Below are 12,387 nucleotides of genomic sequence, written 5' to 3'. Positions count from 1 at the left end.
CCTTGGACGGATTGACCATCCCAAGTGAGATCACCGGACCGGTGCCGCCAAAATCGTGCTCAAGCAGGTATCGGTAAAGGCCGCATTCCGAGAAGACGACGCGGCGTTTCATGAGAAGGTCGCTCATTCTGCCGATCCCTCCGTCATAGCAAGCATAAGGAACGAACTATAGACTGGGGGATTGAGTGATCGTCGCGATCCGCGACAAGGAGCGCGCAAATGCCGAACACTGCAAAAGATGACGAAAAGGCGAAACCGAAGCCTGAGCAACAGCCGTATCAAAATCCCGGCAAGGACAAGAACCACCCAGGTGACGACGCGGCCGTTGATGCATCGACTGAGCCCCAAGAGGGGAAACCAGCGAAACGCTGATTGAAGTCTCGGCTGGGTAAGGCCCCGCCCGGAGGAAATGTCCAGACTATGGAAAAAGGGAATCATTGCTGGTCCTCGCGATAGAGCGGCCTGTATGGCAGGGACAGTTTCGGCCGCCGATAGGCTGCTTTTTCTGATTTGGGGAAGCCGGCGCCGCGGATTGGGTTGGCGTGAGAAGTCTTGATGTTACCCGCCTTGTCCTGCTGGCGAACCGTCTTCGCGGCGGTCGGGATGTCGTGCTTGGCAGTCTTGATCTTGTGGCACTTGATGCAAACTGCGGCGCAGTTCTCGAGGCTGTTGTCCTTGGATTTTGCATCGAGGATGTCGGCTAAGGGCATCGCCAGTGCCGCTCCCGTTCCCCGCGCGGGACAGATGGCGCCGAACAGATGCGCACTTTCATAGCGCTGGTCAGCGGGTTGAATAGGACGCGTGCCGCGGCGGCCCATGCGACCACTACTATAGCGAATATCAACCAGTTAGGTGGGAGATGCACCCTGTTGGCTTCCGAGGGGAGTAATTGGAGGGGGAGTGACACGGGATTTCCGCGATCACTGGCTCACAAATCGCGTAAGGGAGATTTCCGCGAACCAATCCAGTTCGCGAGCATTGTATTGGATCGTACGATTGGAAAAAGAGAGAGGATTTAGCCCGTAGCAGGTCGAGAAGCTTTCGCCAGGCGCAACGATCTTATTGCTCCGATGATAAGCCCTGTAGATTGTCGAGCTATGTCCGCTCTGCCTGGCAATGAGGCTGAAGGATATCTCCTGCAAAGCTCTATCTGTATTGTTTGTGAACGTGACGGCGACCGGAGTGCTTGGGTCCGGGCATCGCTGTGGGTCGGGGCCGGCCACGATTGAGACGGGTCGGTTCGATTGTACCTGATGGTCTCCCCGCTCAGCGGTGAAAAACAGCCCGACATAAATGGCTGCGAGTATGCCGAGTACGACGGCCCCGGCCTTGCGGGAAAACCAGAACGTCGTGATGACGGCCACAGCGCCAATTATCCAAGCCATAGCAATTCCGCTGTTTTTCCATAGGGCGCCGCCATGACCTCTAGGTATGGTTTTCGCGGGTCAATCGCAATGCTGGAAAAGAAAAGCTCGCCGAAGCGACCGGAGGGGCGGGTAATTGGAAGGGGGGATGTCAGTCGGAACAAAGCATCGAAGACATCGGTTCTGCTTCAACAACAAAAAGGATGAGACCGATGCGCGTTTTGCCTTTTGCTGCTCTGATAGCGGCATCATTGCTTTCCTCCGGAGCGTTCGCGTCCGAAGAGGATTTTCTCAAGTCGATCGAGGGACAGTGGACCGGTGGCGGAAAGGTCCTGACGAAGCTCGGCGGGGACAACGTCAACGTCTCCTGCCGCATGCAGTCCGCAGCGGAAGCGGAGAGCTTTTCCATGGACGGCAGTTGCCGAGCCATGGTCGTTGTGACACGCACGTTCAAGGCGAAGGTGAAGGCGGGCGGTGGATCGTATTCAGGAACGTATGTCGGCGTCTCGGGTAAGCCGTCTTCCCTGGCGGGGAGCCGAGCCGGCGATACGATCGATCTTGATGTGACCTGGGCGAACGAGATCTACGGTGACCGGGCCGCAAGGATGACGATCGAGAAAGTCGGCGCCGACAGGCTTCGCATCCGGACGATCGATAAGGACCTGTCATCGGGGAGGTCGATTGTCACCACCGAGCTTGATCTGCGGCGGAGCTGAGGAAGAAAAGCCCCGCCGAGTGGAGCTCAAGCGGGGCTTCCGGATCGCTGCGGTTCATCAACGGGGATCTGCGGAGAGATCACTTCGCCACGCGCGTATCCTGAATGTCGAACTGCAGAAGAGGGGCTATGTTCCGGTCTGGCGTGGTATGTCGTCGGTGGTGGCAGAGCCTCGTGCGCTTGTGCCAGTGGTCTCAAGCCACGCAGCAAGGCCAGCCGGCACTTCCTCGTTGCCAGCCTCCATTGCCTCGATCCATGACAGCTCACATTGCAGCGCCGACGCAATGTTGATCGGCGTCCAGCGAATGTGCAGCAGGCACTCTGAAAAGCGGGCAGGGGTCATACGTGCAACCTGCCATCGTCGCCGGAATAGTCAAGGCGTGTCCCATATAGGCAGGCGACCTGTGGATGTTATGTAAATAGACGGGCCGAAAGGATCTCCTTTTCACCACTATTCCAGCTTCCGCTTCAGCCCTTGCAACAGCGCTTCCACCTCCGCATTGGCGCCGGCCGCCAGCATGAGATTGTCCGCGACCTCGATGATGGACGCCAGCACTTCCTTATCATCCCAGCCCACCTTGACCGCGCTTTCTATGAGATCCTGCAATGGCAGTTCGACCGCCATCTGGCAGAATAGGTGGCGGTTTTCGTTTCCCGGAGAAACGGCTGGGGGAGGGATCTCTATCATCCGATAGATGATAGGGCGAGAACGCCGAGAGAACAGGCATTTGCAAAACGCGAGGGATCAACTGCAAAACATGCTCTTGCTTTTTTCGCCTAAGACGTTGAAAAAGCGGCGGCGCGGACGTGGCGAAACTGGTAGACGCAAGGGACTTAAAATCCCTCGACTTCGGTCATACGGGTTCGATCCCCGTCGTCCGCACCACGTTCATCGCGGTTTCTGTTAGAATTCCTTTTGATGAACCTCGTCAGGGAAAAATGCCTTGGGTTTTACCTTTGCCATCGGCGATATCCACGGCTGCCTGCGGGAGCTTGTGGACATGCTCGGCCACGTGGAGGAGCAGGAGGCTTCGGGCCACGTCGTGTTTGTCGGCGACTACATCGACCGTGGTCCGCACAGCCGGGGCGTGCTCGATCTCCTCATGGCAGGCCCCCGCAAGGAAGGCTGGCGCTGGACGACCCTCAAGGGCAATCATGAGGACATGATGGTCCGCGCCTGCCGGTATGGCGGTCGGCAGATGGCAATCTGGGTTGAAAACGGGGGTTATCAAACGCTGGCCTCCTTTGGCGGCACCGTGCCGGATGGCGTGGTAAAATGGTGCGCGGCCCTGCCGGCGATCCATGTCGATGATCACCGCATTTTCGTGCATGCGGGCGTCGATGAAACCCTGCCGCTTGACCGGCAGCGGGAGCATGATCTGCTCTGGAAACGGTTTCCCGAGGACTATACGGCGGATTTCTGGGGAAGGCATGTCTGCCACGGCCATACGCCCTTTTCCGGCAATCCGAGGACGGTCGGCAACCGCACCAATATCGACAGCGGTTGCGTCTTCGGCGGCGCGCTTTCCTGCGCGGTCTTCGATGACGACCGGCCCGGCGGCCCGGTCCGTTTCCTGCGCGTTCCGGCCTAATGCCGCCAGAAGACCGGCGTCAGCAGCACGAGCACGGTCAGGACTTCGAGACGCCCGAGCAGCATCATCAGGGAAAGGAGACAGAGGGCAGGATCGCTGATCGTGGAAAAATTGCCGGCCGGGCCGATGATCGGGCCGATGCCGGGGCCGACATTCGAGAGCGCGGTAATGACCGACGAGGTGGCTGTCAGGATATCGTAGCCGAACAGCGTCATGCCGATGCTGCCGACCACCCACAGGAAGATGTAGAGGCTGACGAACAGGAAGACGCCGCGCTGGGTCTCGGCATCCACCGTCACGCGGCCATAGCGCACGGTGTACATCGCGTTCGGATAGACGAGACGGCTGAGCCCGGCGCGGACGACATTGAATATTACCACGAAACGATAGGCCTTTATGCCGCCGGCCGTCGAACCGGAGCAGCCGCCGGCGAAGGTCGCGAAGAAGGCGAGCAGCACGGCGAACGGTCCCCATTGCGTGTAATCGTCGCTCGCAAAGCCGCCTGTCGAAACGATCGACGTCATGTTGAAGAATGCGTGAATGAGTGCATTGCTCATCTCCACGCCGTTCCTCAGGTGCTGATAGACGGCAAGAGCGATCGAGATGCCGCAAAGATAGCCCAGGAAGACGAGGATCTGCGGATCGCGCGCGGCATCAAGCCGGTTCCTGACCGCAAGCAGGATGAGCACCGAAAAAGGCAGGCTGCAAATTGCAAGGAAGATCGCGCCGATCACCAGGATCGTGTTGCTGTCGAAAAAGGCGAACGAGGCGTCATGGGTCGAGAAGCCGGCCGTCGCGATCGTGGTCATGGCGTGGTTGACCGCGTCGAAATGGCTCATTCCGGCAAGGTCGTAGGCGATCGCGCAGGCGATGGTGAGAGCCACATAGACGGCAAGGAAGGCGCGGGTGAAACTCGCTAGGCGCGCGAAAGGCTTGTCGGTTTCCGACGATTCGAGCTTGAAGATCGACATGCCGCCGACTTTCAGGAAGGGCAGCACGAAAAGGCCGAGTGCCACGATGCCGATGCCGCCGAGCCAGCAGAGCAGAGAGCGCCAGAGCAGGATGCCCGGCGGCAGGTCGTCAAGCCCGACGATCACCGTCGAGCCCGTGGTGGTGATTCCCGATATCGATTCGAACAGCGCCTGCGCGAAGGAGAGGTTGTATTCGGCGAGAAAAAGCGGGATTGCGCCGACAATCGAGAATACCAGCCACAGGACGTTGACCAGCAGAAAGCCGAAGCGCTTGTTGAAGACCGGCGGAGGGCCGCGCGTCGCCAGCGCTGCCGCCGCGCAAAAGCCGCCCACCATGACACCGGACATGGCAAAGACCTGCCAGTCGTCGTGGCCGTTGTAAAGGTCGACAATCGCCGGCAGGAACATCGCGACGGAAAGATAGAGGCCGCAGAGCGCCGAGATATAGATAGTGGACCGGAGAAGACTGGCGTTCAAGAATAGGTTGTCCCAGGTTGGCGGCAACAGAAAGAAGCTTTGTCTGGACCGAGTGCTTATGGCATAGCGGGACCGATTTGAGATTTCAATGGACGGTTTATCGTGACGAAGGCAGGTGTGGACGACGCGAGAACTGCAATGCGGGCGATTTTTCCCGAAACGCCGCTGCAGTTGAATGAGCATTTGAGCCGGCGTTATGGCGCCGAGATCTGGCTGAAACGCGAGGATCTGTCTCCCGTCCGCTCCTACAAAATTCGCGGCGCGTTCAATTTTTTCCGCAAGGCGATCACCGCCAGCGCGCAAGGCAAGACATTCGTCTGCGCTTCGGCCGGCAACCATGCCCAGGGTTTTGCCTTCGTCTGCCGCTATTTCGAGGTGCCGGGCGTGGTCTTCATGCCGGTGACGACACCGCAGCAGAAGATCGACAAGACGCGCATGTTCGGCGGCGAGTTCATCACCATAAGGCTGATCGGCGACATCTTCGATCAGTGCTATGCGGCCGCCCGCGCTCATGTGGAGGAGATCGGCGGCGTCATGGTGCCGCCCTTCGACGATCCCGACATCATCGAGGGCCAGGCGACGGTGGCGGCCGAAATCGTCGGGCAACTGCCCGCGGGTGTCCGGCCTGATCTCGTCATCATGCCCGTTGGCGGTGGCGGACTCTCTTCAGGCATGACCGGTTACCTCGACGGTGTGGTGGCGCGGGAGAACTTCGTCTTCACCGAACCCGCAGGCGCGCCCAGCCTGAAGAAAAGCCTGGAAGCCGGTGAGCCAATCACCCTGGCAAAGCTGGACAATTTCGTCGACGGCGCGGCGGTGGCGCGTATCGGCGACCTGAATTTCGAGGCGCTGAAGCACTTTTCGCCGGACCAGGTCCTCCTTTTGGCCGAGAACGCCATCTGCGTGACGATCATCGATATGCTGAATGTCGAGGGCGTCGTGCTGGAGCCGGCCGGCGCCCTGTCGATCACGGCGCTTCAGGCGCTTGGGCCCGAAAGGCTGGCCGGCAAGACGGTCGTCTGCGTCGTCTCGGGCGGCAATTTCGATTTCGAGCGCCTGCCGGATGTCAAAGAGCGCGCGATGCGCCATTCCGGCGTCAAGAAATATTTCATCCTGCGGCTCGCCCAGCGCCCCGGCGCGCTTCGCGACTTCCTGAACCTGCTCGGCCCCGAAGACGATATCGCCCGCTTCGAATACCTCAAGAAATCCGCCCGCAATTTCGGTTCCATCCTGATCGGTATCGAGACGAGGCGGCCGGAGAATTTCGCCGCGCTGATCGAGCGATTCGAGGCGGCCGGCATGGGCTATCAGGACATTACCGAGAACGACATCCTCGCGAGCCTGATCATCTGACGCCGAGCGTCTTCTTCAGCCAGGCGGTGATTTTGTCGGCGAGCGGCCCGGTCGTTGCCGGTGAAATGATGTCGCCGGCGATGACGTGATTCATCGGATCGCCGGTCGTGCCGACATCGACGATCTCGTGCGGCCCGCCCCAGCGGCCGGCGATCGCGCGCACCTTGTCCGGCCGGACGATCTGATCGCGCGCCGAATAGAGGAAAAGGGCCGGCGTCCCGATCCGCTCGATCGGGCTTTCCACGGAGAGCTTCACCAGCCCCGCCATGGGCAGGAGCGCCACCGTCGGATATTCCGTGGTCCAGTTTGCCGCGTGGCGTTCGTTATAGGGCGTGAAGCTGCGGGTGGAGCCGAGCAGCAGCCGGGAGAGTTGCGGTGCGACCGGCGTCGCCAGCAGGAAGGCGCCAAAACTGTTGATGCCGTAGTTGGGTGAAAGAAAAACGGCTGCGGAGACGCGGGAGGCGATCTGCGGATCGGCGAGCGCGAGCGTCGCAAGCGAGGCGCCGGTCGAGGTGGCCATGACGATCACCCTGTCGCCCAGCGCCTCGCCGATCGCGAGCGCTTCGGAAAAGTCGGCCATCCAGTCTTCCAGCGTCGCTTCGCCCATGGCCTGGGCGGTGCGTCCATGACCGGCAAGCCTTGCGAAATAGAGATTGGCACCGAGAGCGGACGCGACGCGGTCGGGCAGGGGCCGCACCTCTTCGGCCGATGCCGAAAAGCCATGGATATAGATGATCGCGAAGGGCGTCCTGGCCTTCGTCGCCGGATCAGCCCAGACGATATGTCTGGCAGCACCCGGCCGAATGTCGGAAAAGCGGCCTTCGGCTGTCGCGAGATAGGCATCCATGTCGGTGCCGAGGCGGGCTTTGTCGAAAGCGGGAAAACCGCCGGCAGGCAGGCGTGGTCCGGCCATCAGCATTACTCCGAAGGCGGTGATGAGGACCATCGTGACCATGATGATCGCCCGCCATGACAGAAAACTTTTCCGCATCCGGCACTCCCTCCGAACAGGAGGGATGATAGGCAGGCTCCATGACGGCGAAAAGTCTATTTCGCGCAGATGACCGGTTTGGCGGGCAGGGCGCAGAAGCCGCGTCGATCGACCTCGGGGCGCGTCTTCTCGATGACGTTCGTCCAGACGAGGCCGGGAAAGCCGTCCGGCACCCCGTTCCAGGCCTCCCGGTCGTCGATGCCGGAACTGCCGGAATCGCCGGCCTCGAACGGTCCGATCAGGATGACGTCCGAGCCGGCGGCCTGCATGCGGTTGTAGAAACGCTCCGGCCAGCCCCACATCAGGAAGGCGAGATTGACCGGCACCGGCACCAGGCCATTGCGGCAGGCTTCCGGCACGTGGCCGCTCCAGCCAAGCGCCAGGTAATTGACGAGGCAGGATTTTGCCGAGCGGCCGGAATAGCCGTGCAGACCGGTCACGAGCGCCATGCTGGTCTCGGTCGGCTCGTTGCCGCCATAGACCCCGAAGGTCGCCTGCCGGAAGGCGGGCTCCGTATCGAGGAGGGCGGCGAGTGCTTCACCTTCCTCCTTGCGGCGGCTCTTGAAGTTGATGAGGAAACGGCCCTCCGGCAGCGCCTCGAAAACCTCCGGCAATGCGGGCATCAGGCCGGCCCCCTTGCCGCGGAAGGGAAAGGTCCTGCCGCCATCGGAGGTATATCCGTAGCCGATGTCGAGCGTCTTCAGGACGGCCATCGGTGTCTGTTCGGTGACGCCCTTGCCGTCGGTGCGGCAGTCGAGCGTCCAGTCGTGGAAGACCGCGAACTGCTTGTCGGGCGTGAGGTGCACGTCGAGTTCCACCACGTCGGCACCGGCGTCGAAGGCGGCCTTCATGCCGGCGACGGTATTTTCCAGAAAGTCATGTGTCGGCGGCAGCATGAGGCTTGCCGTACACGTGTCGTTGCGGACATTGGTCGCATCGAAGAGCTGGTGCTGGCCGCGATGGGCGATGATCCGGAGCGGCTTACCTTCGGGAAATTGCGAAAACAGCGACGTATTGCCGAGCCAGAGCGCAGCGGCGATCGCGATCGGCACCGTGGCGGCTATTTTCCATCTCATGCGGGGCTCACTCCGAATCGGATTTGGGACAGGAATCTTGGTCCGGCTCGATTGCGACTTTTCCGAGATAACCGCTTCCGGGCGGTTGCGGAATATGCTAGGCAGCCGCCATGGTTTCGTTTCTGTCCAGTATCCTTTCGATCTTCTCCGGCGGCAGCAAATCCGCCGATCCGGCCGGCAATTCCGTGGAGCCGGTCGAGCATGGCGGCTGCCTGATCTATCCGGCACCTCTTCGAGAGGGCTCGCAGTTCCGGTTGGCAGGCCGTATCGAGAAGGAAGTGAACGGCGATGTGCTGGTGCGGGAGTTCGTCCGTGCCGACGTCTTCACTTCGATGGACGATGCCGTGGAATACACGATCAAGAAGGCGCAGCAGATCATCGATCAGAACGGTTCATCGCTGTTTGCCGACGGAGAAAAGTCGCGCTCCGCCTGACCCGGCGTCTCAGGCAATTGCGGCAATCACTCAAAATTAAACGATCGGCGATAGTTTGGACAATCTGTTGATATGCCCTTTCCATGCGCGCGATATCGGTCGGGCGATCGCCATCCAGCTCCGCAACATCCCGAAGAAATTACCCTAGATCAAAGATAATCCCGCTTTCGAGGCTGAACCGGTTCGGCCGTTATTGCAACATGGCGTATAAACGCCATAATTCCATAGATTCGAGCTTCCAAAAAGGAAGCTGTTACAGAGGCTTGGGCCCTCTGCAAAGCTGAAAGCAGATCGATGCAATGGTTCAACCTCGGACTGTTTCTGCTGGAAGCCGTCATCTATTTTACCGTCATGACGACCTTCCTGCATTTCCGGCGGCAGCTTGGCCTTGGTGTCTTTCTGGCAGCACTGGGCGTCATGCATTTCATGGAGACCTATCTCGCTGCGGTCTTCTACATCGAGCTTCCCCTCGGCACCGTCTCTCCCGGCTCTTCGGTCTTCTTCGCCGGCAAGCTGATGATGATCCTGCTGCTTTACCTGAAGGAGGATGCGGCGACCGTCCGCCAGCCGATCTACGGGCTTTTCCTCGGTAATCTGCTGACGGTCGGCATCGCCCAGCTCCTGCAGTTTCACGAGGTCGTTGCGCTGCCGGGCGGCCGCAGCGCGGACATGGGCTTCCTGGACGAGATGGGTTGGCTGATGGTCTGGGGAACCGCGCTGCTCTATATCGACGCGATCGGCATCATTCTGCTTTACGAGCGGCTCGGGCGATTCTTCCGCAACCACGTGGTGCTGCGGTTCGCGTTAAGTGGTGCCGCTCTGTTGACCTTCGACCAGGTCGGCTTCTATGCGGCGCTCAATCTTCTCTTCGACGCGCCGCCTTCGGTATTCCTGGGCGGCTGGTGGGCGAAGCTCCTGGCGGTCGCGCTCTATTCGCTCCTCTTTGCGGCCTATCTGAAGATCGAACAGATACCACGGTTTGCAAGATCGGCCCGCGAGATCACCGACATCTTCCACGCTCTCACCTTTCGCGAACGCTATCAGGCTCTTCTTGCCCAAAGCGGCGTCGATGGATTGACCGGAGTCTTCAACCGCAGCCGCCTGGATGCGGAAGTGCCAAAGATGATCCGGAGCTGTCTTGATCGGGGAGGAGAGCTGAGCCTTGTGATGATCGACGTCGACCGTTTCAAGGAAGTCAACGACCGCTTCGGCCATCTGAAGGGCGACGAGATCCTGAAAGACGTCGTTGCCCGGCTCCGGATAAGTTCGAGACCCAGCGACCATCTTTCCCGATTCGGCGGCGAGGAATTCGTGCTGATCCTGCCTGGTATGGATCACGAAGACGCACTGGCATTTGCTGACCGTCTGCGGATCGAGATTTGCCGCTCCGTCATGCGGCCGGACGGCCAGTGTGTGACTGTCTCGATTGGCGTCGCCACCGCGCCGGAAGATGGCCACGTACAGGATGCGCTCCTCGGATGCGCGGACGAACGCCTCTATCGGGCAAAGAAAGACGGCCGGGACAATGTCCACGGCCGTTTTGGCAGGCTCGCTTCGTCAGAGGCAGGGGCGGGGGCTTAGGCCGCGAGAGCAAGCTGCCGGTTGCGCTGCTGGGCAGCGGCGATGGCCTTCTCGGCGGCTTCCGGGCCGAAGGCAAGGCCTTCGACATAGATGACTTCCACATCCGTCATGCCCATGAAGCCGAGCACCGTGGTGAGATAGGGCACGGCATGGTTCATTCCGCTTGCGGGACCTTCGGAATAGACGCCGCCGGATGCCAGCACGACATAGACCTTCTTGCCGGTGGCAAGGCCGATCGGGCCGTTTTCCGTGTAACGGAAAGTCTGGCCGGCACGGGCAACGTTGTCGATCCAGCTCTTCAGCGTGGAGTAGATGTTGAAGTTGATGAGACCCGTTCCGATGACCACCGTATCCGCGGCCATCAGTTCCGCCACCAGCTTGTCGGAATAGTCGGCTGCTGCGGCTTCTTCCGGCGTGCGGTCGGCGGGAGCCTTGCGGATGGCGGACGTCGTCACGCTGTCGAGATGTGGGATCGGGTTGGCGCCGAGATCGCGATGGACGATCGAGGTCCCGTTGTCGCGTGCGCTCAGCTCGTTTGCGAGATCCTGGGCGACCTTGCTGGACAGCGATTCATCGCCACGCGGGCTCGACGTGACAAGAAGAATGGAGGACATGTGTTTCTTCCTTATCTGGAGATTTGAGTTCGCGACGGGTGGGAGGTCCCGTCTGCTTCGTGCTGGAAGATAGGGATGGACTGCCATCGATTAAACTGAGATAATATCGAAGCTATCTATCTATAAAATGGATGACGACCTATGGATGCAAATCCAACCCTAGACCAGTTGCAGGTGTTTCTGGCGGTCGCCGAAACGGGCAGTTTCTCGGCTGCCTCGCGGGCTCTGAATCGGGCGCAGTCGGTGGTGAGCTATACGATCGGCAATCTCGAAGCCCAGCTTGAGATGACGCTGTTCGAGCGCAGCGGCGCGCGCCAGCCGAAGCTGACGGAAGCGGGCAAGGCGATGCTCACCGATGCGCGCCGGATCGTCGCCGACCTGCAGGTGATGCGCGCCCGCGCGAAAAGCATCAAGCAAGGGCTCGAAGCCGAGATTTCACTGGCAATCAGCGTCATGGTGCCCACCGAGGCTCTTGTGACGGAACTGCGGAAATTTCGCGAAAATTTTCCGAGTGTGGCGCTGAACCTCAATGTCGGCGAACTCGGCATGGTGATGGATATGGTGATCAACGGTCGCGCCGATATCGGCTTGGGGGGCGCGCTCTTGAAGCAGGATGATACCCTCATTGCCGAAAAGATCGGCTATTCCTTCATGATCCCCGTCGCCGCGCCCGATCATCCCCTCACCAGGCTTGATCGGCCGCTGACCCTTGCCGATGTGCGGGAAGAGGTCCAGATGGTCGTGACCGATCAATCCGGCATCACCAAGGGGCGCGACTTCAACGTGCTCTCCTACAAGACCTGGCGGGTGAGCGACATCGCCACCAAGTACCAGCTGATCAAGGGCGGGCTGGGCTGGGGCGGTTTGCCGGCTTCCGTCGCCGGCCGCGACATCATGGAGCGCAAGCTGGTCGCACTGAAGCTCGACGCATACGAGCAGGGTGAATATCCGCTTTATGCCATACGAAGGACATCCAATCCGCCGGGGCCGGCCGGTCAATGGCTGATCGAGGCGTTTCAGCGACGGCTCTCCGCTTGCCCCACCCATGGGGAGTTCCAGGAGATGTTGGGACTCGAAGCTCCGCACGGCATGCCGGCTGCCGCCGAATGACTGCACGCGACCGAGTTGACCCTATCCCGGCCTCTGCTATAACGGCGCCACGGTCTGCAGTTCACCGAGGCGTCGCCGTCCCGAGAGGGAAGCTAAACCTGCTACAGTC

General features: G+C 60.5%; 12 protein-coding genes, 1 tRNA gene and 2 pseudogenes. 8 read left to right on the top strand and 7 right to left on the bottom strand.

The genetic code is table 11. The features are described 5' to 3' along the window. Positions 1 to 219: 219 nt before the first annotated feature. Positions 220 to 372, top strand: coding sequence for a hypothetical protein (locus tag ABK249_RS31250; RefSeq protein WP_227702626.1), 153 nt, complete (start codon positions 220 to 222; stop codon positions 370 to 372). 332 nt (positions 373 to 704) lie between these two features. Here the strand turns inward: ABK249_RS31250 and ABK249_RS31245 are convergent. Continuing rightward, positions 705 to 821, bottom strand: a pseudogene (locus ABK249_RS31245) (IS630 family transposase); the annotation flags it as partial. A 755-nt stretch (positions 822 to 1,576) separates the two neighbouring features. Here ABK249_RS31245 and ABK249_RS31240 point away from each other — a divergent pair. After that, the gene (locus tag ABK249_RS31240) at positions 1,577 to 2,080 is read left to right on the top strand and encodes a hypothetical protein (RefSeq protein WP_227702627.1); all 504 of its coding nucleotides are present in this window, start codon (positions 1,577 to 1,579) and stop codon (positions 2,078 to 2,080) included. Positions 2,081 to 2,217: 137 nt separating this feature from the next. On the opposite strand, the pseudogene ABK249_RS31235 reads toward ABK249_RS31240, so the two are convergent. Then, positions 2,218 to 2,422, bottom strand: a pseudogene (locus ABK249_RS31235) (hypothetical protein); the annotation flags it as partial. Between the two features lie 108 nt (positions 2,423 to 2,530). Then, positions 2,531 to 2,686, bottom strand: coding sequence for a hypothetical protein (locus ABK249_RS31230; RefSeq protein ID WP_227702628.1), 156 nt, complete (start codon positions 2,684 to 2,686; stop codon positions 2,531 to 2,533). A 194-nt stretch (positions 2,687 to 2,880) separates the two neighbouring features. Here ABK249_RS31230 and ABK249_RS31225 point away from each other — a divergent pair. Then, positions 2,881 to 2,965, top strand: a tRNA-Leu gene (locus tag ABK249_RS31225). Between the two features lie 58 nt (positions 2,966 to 3,023). Next, a complete protein-coding gene (locus tag ABK249_RS31220) occupies positions 3,024 to 3,671 on the top strand; it encodes a metallophosphoesterase family protein (protein WP_037146231.1) in 648 nt (215 codons plus the stop codon). Here the strand turns inward: ABK249_RS31220 and ABK249_RS31215 are convergent. After that, positions 3,668 to 5,119, bottom strand: a complete 1,452-nt coding sequence (locus ABK249_RS31215; RefSeq protein WP_227702629.1) for a TrkH family potassium uptake protein — start codon at positions 5,117 to 5,119, stop codon at positions 3,668 to 3,670. The two genes, ABK249_RS31220 and ABK249_RS31215, sit on opposite strands and share 4 nt — an antisense overlap. Positions 5,120 to 5,257: 138 nt before the next feature. Here ABK249_RS31215 and ilvA point away from each other — a divergent pair, with 138 nt between their 5' ends. Continuing rightward, positions 5,258 to 6,472 (top strand): threonine ammonia-lyase, encoded by a 1,215-nt coding sequence (gene ilvA / locus ABK249_RS31210; RefSeq protein WP_265105788.1) that lies wholly within the window; start codon positions 5,258 to 5,260, stop codon positions 6,470 to 6,472. Here ilvA and ABK249_RS31205 read toward each other — a convergent pair. Then, positions 6,465 to 7,463 (bottom strand): alpha/beta hydrolase, encoded by a 999-nt coding sequence (locus ABK249_RS31205; protein WP_227702631.1) that lies wholly within the window; start codon positions 7,461 to 7,463, stop codon positions 6,465 to 6,467. The two genes, ilvA and ABK249_RS31205, sit on opposite strands and share 8 nt — an antisense overlap. Before the next feature lie 56 nt (positions 7,464 to 7,519). Then, positions 7,520 to 8,539 (bottom strand): glycerophosphodiester phosphodiesterase family protein, encoded by a 1,020-nt coding sequence (locus tag ABK249_RS31200; protein ID WP_227702632.1) that lies wholly within the window; start codon positions 8,537 to 8,539, stop codon positions 7,520 to 7,522. A 110-nt stretch (positions 8,540 to 8,649) separates the two neighbouring features. On the opposite strand from ABK249_RS31200, the gene ABK249_RS31195 reads away from it, so the two are divergent. Further along, on the top strand, positions 8,650 to 8,973 hold the full coding sequence (locus tag ABK249_RS31195) for an HlyU family transcriptional regulator (protein WP_227702633.1): 324 nt from the start codon (positions 8,650 to 8,652) through the stop codon (positions 8,971 to 8,973). A 294-nt stretch (positions 8,974 to 9,267) separates the two neighbouring features. Then, positions 9,268 to 10,554, top strand: coding sequence for a GGDEF domain-containing protein (locus ABK249_RS31190; RefSeq protein ID WP_227702634.1), 1,287 nt, complete (start codon positions 9,268 to 9,270; stop codon positions 10,552 to 10,554). Here the strand turns inward: ABK249_RS31190 and ABK249_RS31185 are convergent. Continuing rightward, positions 10,551 to 11,168: an FMN-dependent NADH-azoreductase gene (locus ABK249_RS31185; protein ID WP_227702635.1), complete on the bottom strand. Its 618-nt coding sequence runs from the start codon at positions 11,166 to 11,168 to the stop codon at positions 10,551 to 10,553. The two genes, ABK249_RS31190 and ABK249_RS31185, sit on opposite strands and share 4 nt — an antisense overlap. 141 nt (positions 11,169 to 11,309) lie before the next feature. Here ABK249_RS31185 and ABK249_RS31180 point away from each other — a divergent pair, with 141 nt between their 5' ends. Next, positions 11,310 to 12,278 (top strand): LysR family transcriptional regulator, encoded by a 969-nt coding sequence (locus ABK249_RS31180; protein ID WP_348864796.1) that lies wholly within the window; start codon positions 11,310 to 11,312, stop codon positions 12,276 to 12,278. The last annotated feature ends 109 nt before the right edge of the window (positions 12,279 to 12,387 follow it).

The sequence above is a fragment of the Neorhizobium phenanthreniclasticum genome (assembly GCF_040066075.1).
Classification (GTDB): Bacteria; Pseudomonadota; Alphaproteobacteria; order Rhizobiales; family Rhizobiaceae; genus Neorhizobium; species Neorhizobium petrolearium.
The sequence above is the reverse complement of the archived record's forward strand: the minus strand, read 5'-3'. Positions and strand labels throughout refer to the sequence as shown.

What these genes read in the sequence shown, in the direction of transcription:
- ABK249_RS31200 (WP_227702632.1), bottom strand. Translation starts at nt 8,539, where the DNA reads ATGAGATGGAAAATAGCCGCCACGGTGCCGATCGCGATCGCCGCTGCG.
- ABK249_RS31240 (WP_227702627.1), top strand. Translation starts at nt 1,577, where the DNA reads ATGCGCGTTTTGCCTTTTGCTGCTCTGATAGCGGCATCATTGCTTTCC.
- ABK249_RS31195 (WP_227702633.1), top strand. Translation starts at nt 8,650, where the DNA reads ATGGTTTCGTTTCTGTCCAGTATCCTTTCGATCTTCTCCGGCGGCAGC.
- ABK249_RS31180 (WP_348864796.1), top strand. Translation starts at nt 11,310, where the DNA reads ATGGATGCAAATCCAACCCTAGACCAGTTGCAGGTGTTTCTGGCGGTC.
- ABK249_RS31205 (WP_227702631.1), bottom strand. Translation starts at nt 7,463, where the DNA reads ATGCGGAAAAGTTTTCTGTCATGGCGGGCGATCATCATGGTCACGATG.
- ABK249_RS31185 (WP_227702635.1), bottom strand. Translation starts at nt 11,168, where the DNA reads ATGTCCTCCATTCTTCTTGTCACGTCGAGCCCGCGTGGCGATGAATCG.
- ilvA (WP_265105788.1), top strand. Translation starts at nt 5,258, where the DNA reads ATGCGGGCGATTTTTCCCGAAACGCCGCTGCAGTTGAATGAGCATTTG.
- ABK249_RS31190 (WP_227702634.1), top strand. Translation starts at nt 9,268, where the DNA reads ATGCAATGGTTCAACCTCGGACTGTTTCTGCTGGAAGCCGTCATCTAT.
- ABK249_RS31250 (WP_227702626.1), top strand. Translation starts at nt 220, where the DNA reads ATGCCGAACACTGCAAAAGATGACGAAAAGGCGAAACCGAAGCCTGAG.